This window comes from Methanobrevibacter sp. (genome assembly GCF_036307625.1).
In the GTDB taxonomy this organism is placed as follows: domain Archaea; phylum Methanobacteriota; class Methanobacteria; order Methanobacteriales; family Methanobacteriaceae; genus Methanocatella.
The window spans coordinates 15,847-32,953 of the sequence record NZ_JAXJXF010000006.1; the positions used below are offsets into that span (position 1 = coordinate 15,847).

Consider the following 17,107-nt stretch of genomic DNA (forward strand, 5'->3'; position numbering starts at 1 on the left):
ACTAATCCCTATCGAGTAACTGCCATATTTTCCATACTGCCTTTTTATTCATTTTTGATATTGCTCTTTGGGTTTGTATCTTCATAGGACATACATCCTCACATGCTATCGATTTAACGCAATGAGGATAAAATTTTTCATTGTATTTCTTTTTTAATGTCTTCAAATGATTGGAGTCAGTTTCCTGAGAAATTAATTTTGATGCAGATACTGCAATTGGAGTTCCCACAAAATCATTTCCGTCATAATTCGGACATGCTTCAACGCAGCATCCGCACATAAGACATAATGACATTTCATATTCAAAATCAATATCATCGCAATTTATTTTGGAATCACTTTCCAGCCATTGCTCACATTCCATTAAATCATCATATAGCTTTGATTTGTCCACTTTCAAATCATTGATTACCGGAAACTTGGACAATGGTTCAATTGTAATCAATTCATATTCATGACTCATTATTTCATCAGATAAAAAGGTCTGGCAGGCCAATTTCGGTTGCGAGTTGATTACCATTGCACAGGATCCGCATAATCCCTGAAGACAGCTGCATGAATATTCAATTCCACCCAATTTCTCAAGCAAGGTGGTCACTGAAATATTCAAATCACCATCGTAGCCAAATTCCTTAAATTCACCACCAATTTTGATTTTAACAGTTATTTCAGTCATCTAACCCCTCAAATGAAATTTTTATTTCACCGTCATAATTTATACAGGTTGTTTTTTGATAGTTTTCATCAGTTTCAGGATAATCACTTCGCTGATGTGCTCCTCTGCTTTCCTTTCTCTCGATAGCCGCTTCAATAGATGCGCTGGCCAATACAAACAATGCATTAATTTTAACATGATCGTAATAATTTCCTGCAGAATCAATTTTCATATTTTTCAAGTCATTTAACTTTTGCAGTGCGTTATTCAAATCATTGGAATTTCTATACATTCCCATTGAACCGTTCACAATGTCTGAAAGCTCCTCTTCAGCCTCACCAATATTTTTTTCGTTTCCATTTTCCCATGAATCAAATAATTTCCGTTCATTTTCCAGAGATTGTCGAATGAAACTTTCATTTGTATCTATATTTGTTGCAAAAGCGTTTTGAGCCGCAATACAACCTCCATGAACAGCACCCAAAAGGGAATTTCCGCCCAGTCTGTTTGCCCCATGATATTGACATGAGCACTCACCGGCAGCAAACAATCCTTCAACATTGGTTTTATGATTTTCATCAGTTTTTATTCCACCCATAAAATAGTGAACACCTGGAAAAATAGGAATTGGTTCATGGATTGGATTTAAATTAAGATATTTCATGCAGACATCATAAACCTCATCCAGTTTTACCTTTATCGTATTCTCATCCAAATGAGTTATGTCCAGATAAACCTCATCAGCTCCTGCATTTGAAGCCTTATAGATTCCACGTGATACAACATCTCTCGGCATCAGCTCTCCAAATTCAGGATACCATTCCTTCATAAAGTACCATGGCTTTCCATCACGGTTGACAAATAGTTTTCCACCTTCGCCCCGTGCGGCTTCTGTTATCAGCATTCTTTTGTTAGTTGTTTTGATGGTTGTCGGGTGAAACTGAATCATTTCAAGGTTTGCCAAGGTTACACCCTGCATGAAAGCTTTTGATGTTGCATACCCATCATTTAAAACAGATCCGGATGTCTTTCCAAACAATTTATTCAGACCTCCGCTTGCAAGAATTACATTACCTTCAAATGCTCTGATTTCGGAAGTATTCTCATTAATGGCTATTAAGCCCAAACATTGATTATCCTTTATTATCAGAGATAAAAATCTCCAGCCAACATATCTTTTTACCTTGCCCTGTGCTTCCTTTTTTCTGCAATGAGATGTTAATGTGGTCACCAACTGTTTACCTGTTCTTGCACCAGCATAGGCAGTTCTAGCATATTTTTGACCTCCAAAATATCTCAAATCCACCTTGCCTTCATCGTCTCGGGTAAAGCTGACTCCCAGTTTTTCCAGCCATCTGATGATTTCTGGAGCGTCACTAGTCAAGCGAAAAACCGCTTTCGGATTGTTGATTTCGCATCCTCCATTGATTGTGTCATCGTAATGGTGCTCTATCGAATCGTTTTCCCCTTTTGTATTCAATGCGGCATTGATTCCGCCCATTGCCATAACAGATTGGCTTGTTTCTGAATAATTCGGTGAAATCAATGATACTGAAGCGCCCAACTCACTGGCCTTAATTGCCGCTGATAAACCGGCAAGCCCACATCCAACAATATTAATATTCACATTATCACCCAGTAATGAATTATTTCAGCTAAAACCAACAGGATTAAAATTACAGCTACACATACATCCCATTTGTTTTGAAAATTGGAATATGAATCTTTTGATTCCAAAAATCCAAATGATACCATAAGTCTTGGAACACTTACCCTCAAATGAAGAATGATTGAGCTAAACAGTCCAATATCTATAAAAAAGTGAATTAATCTAATTTCAAATGTCAGGCTGACATTGATTGGACTCATCATATATGAAAATATATGCAATGCTACAAAGACAACTATCAAAATTCCGGTTACTATCTGTTGGGTTGTCTGAGAAATCAGTTTAGGATAAGTCTTAACATTTCTTCGTTTATCCTTTATGTAAAGATATAAGCTAATAACCATATGTGCTACCAAAGGGTAGAATAATCTTCTTCCAGTTACCTGAAAGCTTGGAGAGTAGCTGATAAAGCCATACATATATAAAACAGAAAGAACAGCATGATTCAATAGAATTATAATCATGATTATGACTAAAATGGAATTAATTTTTCTAAGCGATATCATTATATCACATATATGATTTAAAAAATTCCTCGAATTCCTCGTCATCCATAGGCTCAGGTGTTGATATGTTTTCATTAGTCATTATGCTTGAAGCAAGGTTACGGTATTCTTGTGCTTCATCACTTTCAGGGTATTTTTCTATAACGGTTTTTGCATCTAATTCAGCATCCTGTATCAAATTACTTCTATGAATTGTGCCAATAACATGTGTGCCTATTTTTTTAGCAAAGTCTGCCACAATTTCTTCTTCATGTTCGACATTTCTACAGTTGCACACTATACCGCTCAGATTGCCCTTAAGCTTTTTAACACCGCGAACAATATTATTTGCAGCATATAATGCCATATATTCACCGGAAGTAACAATCAACACTTCATCAGCATATTTTTCACGAAGAGGTACTGAAAAACCGCCACAAACAACATCCCCTAAAACATCATAAACAACAACATCCAAATCCTCATCAAAGATGCCCAAATTTTCAAGGCGTTTCATTGCTACAATAACACCCCTGCCTGCACAGCCTACACCCGGCTCAGGACCTCCACTTTCAACACATTGAATATCATTAAATCCTTTGAAAACCAGATCATCTTTGGTTGGAGACCTGTTATCCTTTAAAGTGTTGACAACTGTCGGTATTCTGGAACCGTATAATGTACGTGTAGTGTCCGCTTTTGGATCACAGCCGATTACAAGACAGTTAAGACTCTCGCTTCCCCAAACGGCAGATAAATTCGCTACAGTAGTACTTTTTCCTATTCCACCTTTTCCATAAATAGCTATTTTTTTAATCATTTAATTCTCTCATATCTTTAATTCTTAAAAATGAAGATGTTATTGCACATACAGTTATAATTATGGACAATGTTAATATTATAATTTTAGAATTTATCATTATTGCTACAATTGGAAATGCATAAAACATGTATGCCACATAAGTACCGAACTTGTCATATTTCAAAGCTCCTTTGCCTGATGTCATGAAAAATTCTATTAGCTTTAAAACAATAACTATCAAAAACCATACTGGAGCCAAATCAATCAACACGATTGCCAAAGTTGAAAAAATTATAAATAAAAAATCGCAGATTACATCAATTTTGGAACCTGCATCAATAATCAGATCATACTTTCGAGCCCAATAGCCATCCAGAACATCACTGAGAATCGTTAAAGAAAATATTATTATCAAATTGATTAGATTATAATCAAAAACCACACAATATAAAAACAACAACCCAAAGATTATTCGGGAAAAAGATAAAGCATTAATAAAATGTCTGTTCATGATTCCACACATATTAACTGATTAAATCACTTAAGAATTATCCCTTTCGATTAATTTATAGACAAAATCATTTTTTCTAACTTTTGTAGGAATCAATACTGCGACATTTGAATCCTTGCCAACATTATCGACAGATTTTCCTTCAATCTGCATGGAATCGATTGTATGTGTTATTGAACCTGTAGTTTGGCCCTGAATGATTATCTTATCACCTATCTTTAAATCATCCCAAATCCTCAACTCTGCTGCTCCAACCTTATTGTAATAATTTACAACCTGACCTATATCCTTTTTAATGTATTTTGACTGATTATCCTCACTTGTCTCAAATGGAGTGTTAAAATAAAAGTTAGTATCAAACCCACGATTGAATACGCTTGTCAGCTCTTCCATCCATTCATCCTTAATCCGATAATTTATCGGATCTTTCTGATAACTATCAATGGCTTCACGATAAATTCCAGTTACCATTGCACCATAATCCGGACTTCGAGCCCTTCCTTCTATTTTGAATGATGCAACACCACTTTTCATAAGTTCAGGAATGTATTCAATCATGCACATGTCTTTCGGTGAAAAGAAGTTGGTTCTATAGCTTCCGTCATCACTTCCAGCTATAATGAATGTTTCATCATCAACATCAGAGAAGTTTACAACATTGTCATCACCTTCCTCATATGTCAATGTCCAGTTTTTGCGACAAGGCTGCAGGCAGTCCCCACAGTTGGCGCTTCTTCCGTATAGTCCATAGCTTAAAAAGCATCGACCGGAAATAGCCATGCAGATTGCACCATGAACAAAAATTTCAGTTTCAATAGGGGATTTGCGAGCAATTTCTGAAATTTCGGCCAAAGACAGTTCACGGGACAAAATAGCCCTTTTGGCACCTAACTTTTTAAGGGTTTTTAAGGTATATGAATTGGTTACATTTTCCTGAACGCTTACGTGTGCTTCAAGACCATGGGATACAGTATCCTCTATCAAACCAATATCAGATAAAATAAGACCATCAATATTTGATGATGAAATAGTTTCCAATTTTGATTCCAGCTCACAGGCCAGTTTCTCATTTAAAATAATATTTGTACATAAATAGGTTTTAGCTCCATATTCATCAGCAATATTGGACACATTGCTCAAATCATCCAAAGAAAAATTTTTAGCATTGGCTCTCATGTTATAATCATCAAGACCAAAGTAAACAGCATCGGCACCATTTTCCAAAACGGCCCGCAATGAAATAAAATTTCCAGCCGGAGCTAATAACTCAACCATATAAATCTAAGGTTTATAATAGGTTTCAGCTTCAAGACCTTCTGGAAGCTCTGTAGGATATTCCTCATTTAGACAGCCCAAACATAAATTCTCTTTAGGCATGCCAATAGCTTCAACCAAAGCAGGCAATGTAATGTATCCTAAGGTATCGATGTCCAATTGTTCCTGAATTTCATCAATGCTGTAGTTTGCAGCTATCAATTCTTTTTTGGTTGCCATAGCTACCCCATAGAAACATGGAGCAACAACCGGAGGACAGCCTACCAAGAAATGAATTTCTGCAGGCTCTGATTCTTTAACCAAATCAAGCAGTTTTTTGGAAGTTGTTCCCCTTACGATACTGTCATCAATCAGAATAATCTTTTTGCCTTTTATAGCCTCCTTGATTGGATTCAACTTAAGTCTAACAGCCAATTCCCTTTCTTCCTGGGTCGGCATAATAAATGTTCTTCCAACATACCTGTTCTTAATTAAACCTTCACCATATGGAATTCCAGAAGCTCTGGAATATCCAATAGCAGCCGGAATAGATGAATCAGGTACTGGAATGACAACATCAGCATCAATAGGATATAATTCATATAACTGACGGCCAATATTCATTCTTGTCTGATAAACATTAATGCCATCAATTGTACTGTCAGGCCTTGCAAAGTAGACATATTCAAACATACAGTGTGAAAGACCACATTCTCCTGCGATTTCTAACATGTGAGAGTTAATTTCATCATTTTCAAAGTAAACGACTTCTCCAGGTTTGATATCGCGGACATATTTGGCATTGATTACATCAAAAGCAACGGTTTCGGAAGCCAAAATAAAATCATCGTTTCTTTTAGCAACGGCAAGAGGTTTGATTCCCATAGGGTCTCTTACACCATACAATTCACCGTTAACCAAAATAGTTAATGCATAAGATCCCACAAGTTTTTGGGAAACTGATTCAATTGAATCAAGAATACTTTTATTATTATCATAATGCTCCTTTTTAAGCATGTAACAAATCACTTCAGAATCAGTATCGGATTTGAACTCATATCCTTCTTTAATAAGTTCGTTTCTTAACTCATCTGAATTAACGATATCTCCATTATGAGCCATAGCTATAAATCCATCATCAAAATCAGTGACAAAAGGCTGTGAGTTTTCAAGTCTGGATTGACCAGTTGTTGAATATCTAACATGACCTATAGCCATATTTCCAGCCAAATTTTGGATTTCATAATCTTTAAACACATCGGTTATTAAACCCATCCCACAATAATAATTCAAACCTTTATCAGGATTAAAAGTAGCAATTCCTGCAGATTCCTGACCTCTATGCTGTAAAGCATATAAACAATAATAAACAAAGGATGCAACATTCTTGGAGTCATCTTTTGAATGAATTCCAACAATACCACACTTATCTTCTATCTCACCTTGCATAAGCGAACTCCCATAAATAGTATAATAATAATTTTCTTTTAACTAGTATAAAATAATATTTATTTTCTGTCAGTCAGTCCCAAAAATTTTCAAAAGTTTCGGGAATTTCATAATCATCCTTTACCTCAGGAGGCTTTGATTCAACATCATCGTTTAATTCCTGATTTAAATCATCTTTATTTTCTTCAACAAATATTAATGCAGTTCTGATTATTTTCAACCAGTCAATGGCGCTTTGTCTTGATTGGGCTGCAATAAAACCTTGCCCCACAATGATATTGTCCGGCCTGAATTTATTTGTGGCTATTACAATTTGTTTTTCATTGGTTAAATCCTGCCTGAAAGTTTCCTGCCACAATTCATTCAATTCGAATATCTCAAGAATTTCACGTGAATAAATATCCTCATAACGTGATTTGAATGCTGAGAATTCAGATTTGATTTCTTCGACATCTTCAAGCAACTCCTTATTTTCACGGGAAAATACTTCATTTTCCTTTAATACCTGATTGTAATCATCCAGCAAATTATTGTAATTATGAGTTACCTTCATTAGTTTGTTTTCCAATGTATGAATGTTAATTAAATTTAAAGAATAAGATAATGTAGACCTAATTATTGAATTTAAAATTTCCTTATGAGCCAAATTAAAATCAATGGACTCATCTTCAATAATTATATTGTTATAATCAAATAATCCAATATTGTTAAAATCAGTTTTTAATTCATTAAATAGAATATTATAAGTTTCATCCTGACCGTAACTTCCTATAAGTATAATATCTGCACCTTTGGCTACTTTTTTTACTACACTTAATTCTGTTGTTGGAATAATAGATGAAACAATGATATTATAATCATTTTCAAGTTGAATATTGCTGACAGCCTTTGAAACCATTTGAGCAACATCCAAACCTTGAACGACTATACGAACATCAATTTTTGACTCGTGAGTTTCTTTTTCCATTGAAATTACCTAAACATCCTTAATTTTTTTATGCCATTCCCATGCAGAAGAAACAATTTCTTCCAAGTCATATTTAGGTTCCCAACCCAATTTTTCATTGATTTTAGATGAATCTGCAATCAATATTGCAGGATCGCCTTCACGACGTTCATCAACCTTGACTTCAAAATCACATTTAGTGACTTTTTTACACATATCAATAACTTCACGAACGGAGTATCCTTCTCCATTTCCCAAGTTAAAGATATTTGATTCGTTTTCACTGCATAAATATTCATATGCCTTAATATGTGCATCAGCCAAGTCATTTACATGAATATAATCACGAATACATGTTCCATCAGGAGTATCGTAATCATCTCCAAATATATAAATGCAATCCCTTTTGCCGATTGCAGCATCCAATACCAAAGGGATCAAGTGAGTTTCAGGGTCATGCAATTCCCCAATCTCACAGTCAAAATCACAACCTGCCGCATTGAAATATCTTAAAGATACATAATTGAAATCACCTTTTTCAGCTTCCCTTTGCAAAGCTTTTTCGGTGATGAATTTGGAGTGTCCATAAGGATTGATTGGTTTTAAGTCAGTATCTTCAGTTATTGGAATCTTTTCAGGATTTCCATATACCGCAGCAGTTGATGAAAGTATAAATTTATCGACACCAAATTCCCGCATAATCTTTAAAAGATTAATAGTGTTTTTATAATTATTTTTAAAGTATTTTTGTGGCATTTCAACAGATTCAGCTACTGATGAGAAAGCTGCGAAGTGGATAACACCGTCAATATCATATTTTTCAAAAACTTCTCTTAAATCATCACTACCGAAGTCGCAATTTTCAAAGTTTCCCCATTTCACAAAGTTTTCATAACCTTTGCAAAGATTGTCAACCACAACAGTTTCATAACCAGCATTATGAAGTGCCTTGTTAGTGTGTGCTCCTATATAACCTGCTCCACCAGTAATTAAAATCACTTTTAACACCTAGATAAATTTACCCAATTTAAGTAATGCTTTTGGAGATACTTTAATTAATTTTTTAACAATTTCAGTTGTTGAAATCTTTTCAAAGCTTTCACCTTGGAAAGCGTGAGCAATACTGTCAAGTTCTTCATCAGATAAAGTGAGCAAGTACTCTTGTACTTTTTTGTATCTTTTTATTTCATGATCAAGTTCATTGTGTGCCATTTCATCATATAACTTTAAGAATTTTTTGGAGCAATCCTCTTTAATAGCTTGAGCAGCCACTTGACCTGCACACATTCCTCCAGTCATACCGGAAATAATTCCTCCACCGGTTAATGGATTTACTTGGCCTGCTGCATCACCAACAACCAAAATGTTATCATCATATAACTTTTTGGTCATTCCACCGACAGGGTCTCCACCAACATTCATTTCAACGGCCTGAGCATTTTGGGTGTATGGACATTTTGCAATGAAGTCATCCAGGTATTCCTTAGCTGTCTTTTCAGCTTTGTGAGGTAAAATTGCTAAACCGACATTTGCAATGTCATCACCTTTAGGGAAAATCCATACATATCCACCAGGTGCACATGAACCTAAGTAAAACTCAATGACTCCAGGTTTTTCAAATTCAACATTGCACATTTCGTATTGTACACCGGATTCCATTTCTTTTGCTTTTGCAGCCGGTCTTAAACCTGCCCATCTTGCAATGTGACCTTCCGGACCATCAGCTGCGATTAAAATTTTACATTTGTAATCAATTTTTTCGCCCATGCATTCAGTTTCAACAATATAACCGTTATTTATTTTTTCAACACCGGTGACTAAAGTTTTGATTCTGATTTCTGCACCAGCTCTTGCGGCATCCATTGCCATGTGCTTATCGAACACTTTTCTTTCCAATATGTAACCAGCTTCAGGCAATGATACTTCATCTTTAGTTAACCATACGTCAGTCCCATCAGGGGTTTGTATTCTTACGCCTTCAATTTCCTTAGTTACCCAACGAGGTGAAGGTTCTATGCCTAATTTTTCCAATCCTTGAATTGAAACACCTTCAGCACATCTTTTTGGTGAACCAATTTCAGATTTTTTATCCATTAAAATAACTTTTGCTCCACCTAATGCGGCGTGTTTTGCTGCACTGGAACCTGCAGGTCCAGAACCTACTACTATTACATCAGTTTCTATCATATAATCAATCCTCTTTTGCTAATGCGTCAATTGGACATGCTTTAATGCAAGTGTCACAATCTTTACAGTCATCATCATTAAATACTAATGCGTATTCCCTTACTTGAATTAAATTTCTTGGACAAACTCCAGCACATTCTCCGCAGAATGAACACCAATCTTTAACTATCATAAAATATCTCCTTACATAAATTGTCTATGTTATGTTTACTAAGTTTTTTATACTATTTAAATTTTAGTTAAAAAATAGCTATAAAATAGAATAATAAAAGAAAAAAAGAATAAAAATAATTATTTAACAAGCAATACCGGAACATTTGAAGTTCTCAAAAGCCTTTCTGAGACTGAACCAATTTGAGTGTCTGAAACTTCATTTTCCTCAAATGATACGAATCTGTTGTTGTTAGCTCCATGAGCATGAATGACAACCAAATCTGCATGTGTTTGATTAACAATGAAATTCATGTCCCTTAACGGATCTGCAGTGAGCAGATGCTCAACAACTTCCACTCCAGCATCATTTGCCTTTTTTGTAACATTGGCTAAAAGTGCATCACCTGAATCCTCTTCAGAATCATAGCTATTAAATGAAAATTCTTCCAGAACATGCACTGCAGCAATTTTGGATGAAAATTTTTGAGCCATTTCAACAGCAACATCAACTGCCTTGAAACTATATTCTGACCCATCAACAGGAACCATGATAACATCAAACATTTAATTGTCCCCTTTCAGATAATCAGCATGACAGAAGTCAATGAAATTGTCTACAATTTGGTCAATGTCTTCACTATCATCAATAATATGACCGTCATCCATGAAAATAGCCCTATTGCTCAATTCCTTAATGAAATCTGTATTGTGTGAAACCATAACTATTGTAATTCCATAAGTCTTTGAAATCTTTTTAAGAGCATTGGTAACAGTTCTCAATGTTACAGGATCCAAATCTCCAAATGGTTCATCCAAAAGCAGGAATTGCGGCCTTGAAATTAAAATCAATGCAAGCATTACACGTACCTTTTGACCGCCTGACAATTCATAAGACTTTCTATACAATATATCCAAATCCAAATCAAGACTTTCGAAAATATCCTTGACCGCTTCTTTTGTTGCAGTTTCGGGAAATTTAGGGAACAAGTCATTTAAAATTTCAGCATCCAAACCCACCTGTCTTAAACGCTCTTTTGCTTCAGTTTCAGGAAGGTCAGTAAGTAAATAAAATGAATCAAGTAATTCTTCGCTGAGACCTATATTTTTAGCCCTTTGTTGAGCTTCTTTAACAATATTCTGATTTTTATATCCTAAACGAGTAGCCAATTGGTCTAAAACTGTAGCATAATGAGTAAGAGCAAATTCCTGATGCATAAAACCTAATTTTGACCTTATTTTCATACGACCCATGCCAGGAATGTCAATGTCATTCCATTCATCTTCAACATTATACAACACTTCACCTTCATCAGGGTCATCCAAACCACCGAGCATTCTTAAAAGTACAGTTTTACCGGCACCACTTGGACCAATTAAACTCAATATATTCTCTTTTTGAACTTTGAAATTAATATCTTCTATTTGCAATACTTCTCCACCGGTCAGCAAATAGAATCTTTTGAAAACATCATTTACCTTTATTTTATCTTCATCTGTTGAAATGTTTTCAATATCTACAATCGGCTCCATATCCTGCATAAACTTATCACAAATTTCCTCAGGAGCACCTTCATCAATTATTTCACCGCCTTCAAGTAAAATTACCCTATCCGCCAAATATTTTTGAACATCAGGCAAATGTGAAACGACAATAACTGTAATGTTCAATTCCTCATTAATTTTTTTAACAGCATCCAATATTTCCTGTTTTGTTTTAGGGCATGCCATGGTGGCAGGTTCATCAAGAAGTAAAGCTTTAGGTTGTTTTGCAAGTTGCCTTGCCATAATAAGTCTTTGTTTTTCACCACCACTTAAAACAGCTGCATAATGGCCGGATTTATGAGTTAATGAAACGAGTTCCAATATCTCATCCGCTTCCTGACCGAATTCACTTTCAGCAATTTCAAAATTTGTGTCTCCTTCATCAAAGTATCTGCGAGCATATAATTTTCTTAAGACATTTTCACGCACGGTTTCCGGCCATAAACCAAATGACCTTTGAAGATGGATTGCTGTTACTTTTTTAAGATTATTATAATAAAATTGAGAGGCACCAGCTTCCACACTAGTATCATCTACTGTAATACTTCCAGCATCAATATGTTCAACACCTCTTAAAGCTCTTAAAAGAGTAGTTTTTCCGGAACCACTTTTACCCATGATTCCTAATATTTCACCTTCTTTAACTTCAAAACTAACATCATTTAATGCTTTAATTTTTGTACCGTCATCAAGTTCATAATCTTTACTTACATTTTCGACTTTTATCATTCTTAATGCCCCTTTTATAATATACAAATTTATATTTCTATAACTATTTATATTTTAATCATTAAAGATTTAAAATAAGTGATTAAAATGGCTAGTGAAAATAAAATTCAAGAATATCTCGATAGTTTAGAAGAAGAAAAAATAATGATTGAAACTCATTTTGCAAATATTGAAAGAATATTAAAAGACAATCCAAAATTAGATCAAGAAAAAGCATTTGGACTATTATCTAACTTCAACACATTGAATATCCAATATGACCAATTATGCAATGACCTTATAAAATTCATCAAAATATTCAAAGGTAAAGAAGAACAAGAAATTCGTCTTTACAAAACTGATGAACTGGTGGAATTATTGGAAACAAAAATTAATGAATTATAATTTTTTTAATTATTATAATGTATTTCAATACTTCCAGTAGTATTTGTTGTTGAATTTTGAGCTACAACATTACCATTTTTTAAAAGTTGAATTGTAAGATTACCTTCACCATTATCTTCCTTTTGAGCCATAATATATATGTGTTCCCAAGATGCACAATCCAAAATTTCTCTTTTTTGGCCATTTCCAGATGCATCGACTAAGTAGTTAGGATCACCCATTTTAGCAAACCAACTACCTTCATATTTTATAACAGCAGTATATGGATAAGAAGCAGAATGATTCAAACTTCCATTATCAGTAATAACATTTAAAGAATCTTCATGAGAAGGTTGACTGACATTATAAATAAATGAAAACAATAACATTGCAATAACAACAATGCCTAAAACAATAACAATTTTTTTAGCAATGCCTATATTCCAACTGCTTGTCCTTTTATTTTGAACAATCCTATTTCCCTTATAATCAGTCAAAAGATAGGCACAATTTTCACAATATGTTGATGAGGCAGAATTTTCATAGCCACATCGAGGACACTTAACCATATTTATAAAACCTTTTTCTATTTATTATAAAAACATTATTATAATTCTTATATTTAAAGTTAATTGAAAATTAGCCATATTGCAAAAAAAATAGATTAAAATTTAGTGATAATAATTATAGACATTTTCAGCCGTTTTTTGATTCATGCCTTTTATTTTAGCTAAATCTTCCACTGATGCTTTTTTAATATTTTCAATTGTTCCCAATTCTTTTAAAAGAGCAACCTTACGTTTTTTTCCAATTCCAGCAATATCGTCAAGAGAAGATGCTTGAATATCATCACTACGCAATTTTCTATGATAAGTTATTGCAAATCTGTGAGATTCATCACGCACTTGCTGAAGCAAATGCAATGCCTTATTATTTTTAGGAATAATGATTGGACGTTTTGAATTTGGAACAAACACTTCTTCAAACTCCTTAGCCAATCCAATAATAGGAATATGAGTGAGATTTAATTTCTCCAAAACTCCGCAGGCCATGCCCAACTGTCCTTTACCTCCATCAATCACAATCAGGTCTGGTTCAGGGTCTCTGTCAACCATTTTCAATCTGCGTGTCAATAATTCTTCCATCATTGCAAAATCGTTAGGTCCAGGAGTTTCCATTCTAAAATGCTTATACATTTTTTTGTTAGGTTTTCCATCTTTAAAGGACACCTTTGAACCAACTGCAAACTTGCCGGAAATGTTACTGATGTCGTATCCTTCAATCACACGAGGCAGCTTTTCAAGTTTAAGGTATTTTTTAAGCTCTATCAATGAATTTTCCATCTTTTTCTTTTGATGTTTAATAATTTCGGCATTTTTACGTGCCATTTTTACCAAACGTAATTTTACGCCTTTTTGAGGAACTTTTATATGGACTTTATTTCCTCTCAAATCACTTAACCAATCTTCAAGCAATTCCTTATCATCAATATCCTCATCTAAAAGAATTTGCTTTGGAATATGTCTATTATATCCATAATACTGTTGAATAAATGCGAATAAAACCTCTGATGATGAATCATACTGAGAACCACTCATTAAAAAGTCATCCCTACCCACAATCTTACCGTTTCGAATAGGCATTATGATGACAACGACTTCATTTTTGCCCGGAGCGATAGCTATTACATCCTGGTCCAAATCATCATCAACCAAATCAACAAATTGTTTTTCCATAATCTCTTCAATTGAGGCAATCTGATCCCTTATTACAGCTGCCTTTTCATACTCCTCATTCATCGCAGCTTCAGCCATTTCACGTTTAAGATTTTTAACTATAGTTGAGTATTTGCCTTGGAAAAATAAGTCAATCTTGTTGATAATCTCAGAGTATTCCTCCTTAGATATCTTTCCATCACAAGGAGCGTAACATAAATCTATCTGAGCATTAAGACAAGGTCCATCCATATTGCGACATGTCCTAATCTTAAACAATGATTTCAAGAATTTAACAGTCTGTTTAACAGAACCAACATCGGTGAATGGTCCATAATAAATTCCTTCTTTAGTTACATTTCTTGTAATGACCAGCCTTGGAAACTGCTCTGAAGTGATTTTTACATAAGGATATCTTTTATCATCCTTTAGTTGAACATTATATCTGGGACGATGCTTTTTAATTAAAGTTGCTTCTAAAATCAGAGCCTCTTTTTCAGAATTGGTTACAATATATTCCAAACTGTCGAAATGACTCATTAGAATTTGAGTTTTTGGCCTGTCTAGCTTTTCACGAAAATAAGATTTAACCCTCTTAACGAGATTTTTCGCCTTACCGATATAAATAATGGTGTCTGTTTCATCACGCATTATATATACACCAGGCTTATTCGGCAAATTATCAGGAGATTTAACCTTTGTAGACATTCAAAGCCTCCTTAATTAAGTTCAACAATATCATTGGTTATCTTAACTTTATTATTTGCAATCATCAAATCCAAAACACCATTAATTCTGTCTGCTGTCTTCTTAGATGTGGATTTAAAACCGAAGTTTCGTGAAGTTTCCTTTGCAATCTCCTTAGTGGTCATATCGGATTTATGAAGCAGTACCAGTTCAATATTTTTAGAAATTTCCTCATCAGAAATCAATTCGATATTAGGCTTATTCCTTTTCCTAATAACAACATTATTATTTGATGCATCATACAAAAAGTCACCAATCTTAATAATATCACCAGAGCTTTCTGCCTCATTTATTGCAGAATTTACAGTCTTTTTCAAATTAGAACCTGCCCGTTTAATATGACAGCTGTCCTTAACTCTCTTTACAACTTCCTTAACATGAATAGGCCCTTCAACATCTACAATTGCACATATTGATTTAGCCACTTCGCTTGATGGTTTTTTATATAAATCATCGGAAGAAGTTAAGCCAATGTCAGTAACTTCAACATAGTCAACAATACTGTCTTCAAGCTTTCTTTTACCTGGCAACTTTTTATCATCAAATGATTTCAGAGTATTGTTATTCTGATATCTTTCCTTTTCAATTTCCTTGTAATCCTCATCAGCTGATTGAATAATATCCTCTAAAGCCTGATCTTTAATTTGCTCTCTTGTCTGATGATTTTGAGTTGGAGTAATGACATCATTACCCAATACATTATCAGCAGAATCATCCATTAATTCCCTCTCAATTCTTTTTTCTTCTTTTTCAGCGAAAGTCAATTCTTCCTCTCTTTCAATAATCAATTGGGAATCATCATCACTAGGCATATTCAGATAATCCTCTGGATTGTACTCTTCAGTCCTATCCACTACAGAAACATAATCGACTTGAGTTGGATTTTCAATCTCTTTGAGAGATCTGTTGATATACTGCATATCCCTTTTAAATCCTCTAAGGGAATCCATAACCGAATGAGGTTTTTCCTCATCATAATATAGGTTGTTTTTTCTAAGTTTACTGTTGACATCATTTGAACCTTTGTAGAAAGTTACACCATCTTCCATAGATTCAGCATTGGTTTCAGCTTTTTCAACAGTGATTTCATCATTTGAACCTTTGTAGAAAGTTACACCATCTTCCATAGATTCAACGTTGGTTTCAGTTTTTTCAACATTGATTTCATCATTTAAAACTGTTGAATCATTCTCTGGAATATCTTCAAATTTATTTTCATCGTGTCTGTCATTAATGTTAAATACATCATCTATGAATTCATCCATTGCATTGCCCACAACCTGTTCTGCCTGAGCGTGAACATCATTTTTCATGTCAGGCAAGTCATCATTGAAGATATTGAGCTCTTCATTTTCAAAGTCAAATTTAGGAGTCGGTCTTTCCAAATCGGAATAATCTTCAATAATTTCCTCTTCATCTTCAATGGAAATATCATTATTCAAATCAGGAAGCTCATCGTTGAAAATATTTAAGTCTTCACCATCACTAACTATTTCAGCTTCAACTACAAACTCATCTTTAGGAGCTGGCTTGTGTAACGATTCTGCATCATCTTCTATGACTTCTCCTCGAACTATTTCAATTTCTTCAGGTTCTAATTGTGATTCTGCATTATTCAATACATCAGAAATAAATGAATCAAATTTACGTTTAACTCTTGATTTATTATTTTTTGTTTCTTCAACAGACATTGCACTATCAGGAATAGGTTCTTCATCGCTAGATTCCACTGAAGGCTCTGCATCATAATCTACATGACCATAATCATCATCAGACCCTAAATCAACAACCTCTTCACTATCATGAGGTTCAAAAGCAGACTCATCACCACTATGGTCAACATAAACATAATCATCATCAGACCCTAAATCAACAACCTCTTCACTATCATGAGGTTCAA

17 protein-coding genes are annotated in these 17,107 nt (G+C 34.2%); 1 reads left to right on the forward strand and 16 read right to left on the reverse strand.

Translation table 11 applies throughout. The annotated features are described in order from the left end of the window. Position 1: 1 nt before the first annotated feature. The 13 genes from UIB65_RS00190 to UIB65_RS00250 form a co-directional block, all read right to left on the reverse strand. Positions 2 to 676 carry a 2Fe-2S iron-sulfur cluster-binding protein gene (locus UIB65_RS00190; protein WP_330039156.1) on the reverse strand — a complete coding sequence of 225 codons (675 nt, stop codon included), beginning with the start codon at positions 674 to 676 and terminating at the stop codon, positions 2 to 4. Beyond that, a complete protein-coding gene (locus UIB65_RS00195) occupies positions 669 to 2,282 on the reverse strand; it encodes an FAD-dependent oxidoreductase (protein ID WP_330039157.1) in 1,614 nt (537 codons plus the stop codon). The genes UIB65_RS00190 and UIB65_RS00195 overlap by 8 nt, the downstream gene beginning before the upstream one ends. Further along, a complete protein-coding gene (locus UIB65_RS00200; protein WP_330039158.1) occupies positions 2,279 to 2,830 on the reverse strand; it encodes a hypothetical protein in 552 nt (183 codons plus the stop codon). Before UIB65_RS00200 ends, UIB65_RS00195 begins: the two co-directional genes overlap by 4 nt. Positions 2,831 to 2,834: 4 nt before the next feature. After that, positions 2,835 to 3,629 carry a Ni-sirohydrochlorin a,c-diamide reductive cyclase ATP-dependent reductase subunit gene (gene cfbC, locus UIB65_RS00205; RefSeq protein WP_330039159.1) on the reverse strand — a complete coding sequence of 265 codons (795 nt, stop codon included), beginning with the start codon at positions 3,627 to 3,629 and terminating at the stop codon, positions 2,835 to 2,837. Further along, positions 3,622 to 4,122 carry a CDP-alcohol phosphatidyltransferase family protein gene (locus tag UIB65_RS00210; RefSeq protein ID WP_330039160.1) on the reverse strand — a complete coding sequence of 167 codons (501 nt, stop codon included), beginning with the start codon at positions 4,120 to 4,122 and terminating at the stop codon, positions 3,622 to 3,624. Before UIB65_RS00210 ends, cfbC begins: the two co-directional genes overlap by 8 nt. Before the next feature lie 30 nt (positions 4,123 to 4,152). After that, positions 4,153 to 5,397, reverse strand: coding sequence for a peptidase U32 family protein (locus UIB65_RS00215; protein ID WP_330039161.1), 1,245 nt, complete (start codon positions 5,395 to 5,397; stop codon positions 4,153 to 4,155). 6 nt (positions 5,398 to 5,403) lie between these two features. Continuing rightward, the gene (gene purF, locus UIB65_RS00220; RefSeq protein ID WP_330039162.1) at positions 5,404 to 6,825 is read right to left on the reverse strand and encodes an amidophosphoribosyltransferase; all 1,422 of its coding nucleotides are present in this window, start codon (positions 6,823 to 6,825) and stop codon (positions 5,404 to 5,406) included. Between the two features lie 73 nt (positions 6,826 to 6,898). Further along, on the reverse strand, positions 6,899 to 7,792 hold the full coding sequence (locus UIB65_RS00225; RefSeq protein WP_330039163.1) for a hypothetical protein: 894 nt from the start codon (positions 7,790 to 7,792) through the stop codon (positions 6,899 to 6,901). A 9-nt stretch (positions 7,793 to 7,801) separates the two neighbouring features. Then, complete coding sequence (gene galE, locus UIB65_RS00230) at positions 7,802 to 8,770, reverse strand: UDP-glucose 4-epimerase GalE (RefSeq protein WP_330039164.1); 969 nt, start codon at positions 8,768 to 8,770, stop codon at positions 7,802 to 7,804. A 9-nt stretch (positions 8,771 to 8,779) separates the two neighbouring features. Then, complete coding sequence (locus UIB65_RS00235) at positions 8,780 to 9,958, reverse strand: NAD(P)/FAD-dependent oxidoreductase (RefSeq protein ID WP_330039165.1); 1,179 nt, start codon at positions 9,956 to 9,958, stop codon at positions 8,780 to 8,782. Positions 9,959 to 9,962: 4 nt separating this feature from the next. Continuing rightward, positions 9,963 to 10,130: a 4Fe-4S binding protein gene (locus UIB65_RS00240; RefSeq protein ID WP_330039166.1), complete on the reverse strand. Its 168-nt coding sequence runs from the start codon at positions 10,128 to 10,130 to the stop codon at positions 9,963 to 9,965. Between the two features lie 119 nt (positions 10,131 to 10,249). Next, positions 10,250 to 10,675 carry a universal stress protein gene (locus UIB65_RS00245; RefSeq protein WP_330039167.1) on the reverse strand — a complete coding sequence of 142 codons (426 nt, stop codon included), beginning with the start codon at positions 10,673 to 10,675 and terminating at the stop codon, positions 10,250 to 10,252. Continuing rightward, the gene (locus tag UIB65_RS00250; RefSeq protein WP_330039168.1) at positions 10,676 to 12,382 is read right to left on the reverse strand and encodes an ATP-binding cassette domain-containing protein; all 1,707 of its coding nucleotides are present in this window, start codon (positions 12,380 to 12,382) and stop codon (positions 10,676 to 10,678) included. It lies immediately after the preceding gene. A gap of 87 nt (positions 12,383 to 12,469) precedes the next feature. On the opposite strand from UIB65_RS00250, the gene UIB65_RS00255 reads away from it, so the two are divergent. Beyond that, positions 12,470 to 12,766 (forward strand): hypothetical protein, encoded by a 297-nt coding sequence (locus tag UIB65_RS00255; protein ID WP_330039169.1) that lies wholly within the window; start codon positions 12,470 to 12,472, stop codon positions 12,764 to 12,766. Between the two features lie 5 nt (positions 12,767 to 12,771). On the opposite strand, the gene UIB65_RS00260 is transcribed toward UIB65_RS00255, so the two are convergent. The 3 genes from UIB65_RS00260 to UIB65_RS00270 form a co-directional block, all read right to left on the reverse strand. Further along, positions 12,772 to 13,314: a zinc ribbon domain-containing protein gene (locus UIB65_RS00260; RefSeq protein WP_330039170.1), complete on the reverse strand. Its 543-nt coding sequence runs from the start codon at positions 13,312 to 13,314 to the stop codon at positions 12,772 to 12,774. Between the two features lie 102 nt (positions 13,315 to 13,416). Further along, complete coding sequence (uvrC, locus tag UIB65_RS00265) at positions 13,417 to 15,168, reverse strand: excinuclease ABC subunit UvrC (protein WP_330039171.1); 1,752 nt, start codon at positions 15,166 to 15,168, stop codon at positions 13,417 to 13,419. 11 nt (positions 15,169 to 15,179) lie between these two features. Beyond that, the coding region (locus UIB65_RS00270) for a DUF3320 domain-containing protein (RefSeq protein ID WP_330039172.1) at positions 15,180 to 17,107 on the reverse strand (1,928 nt) is incomplete at its 5' end.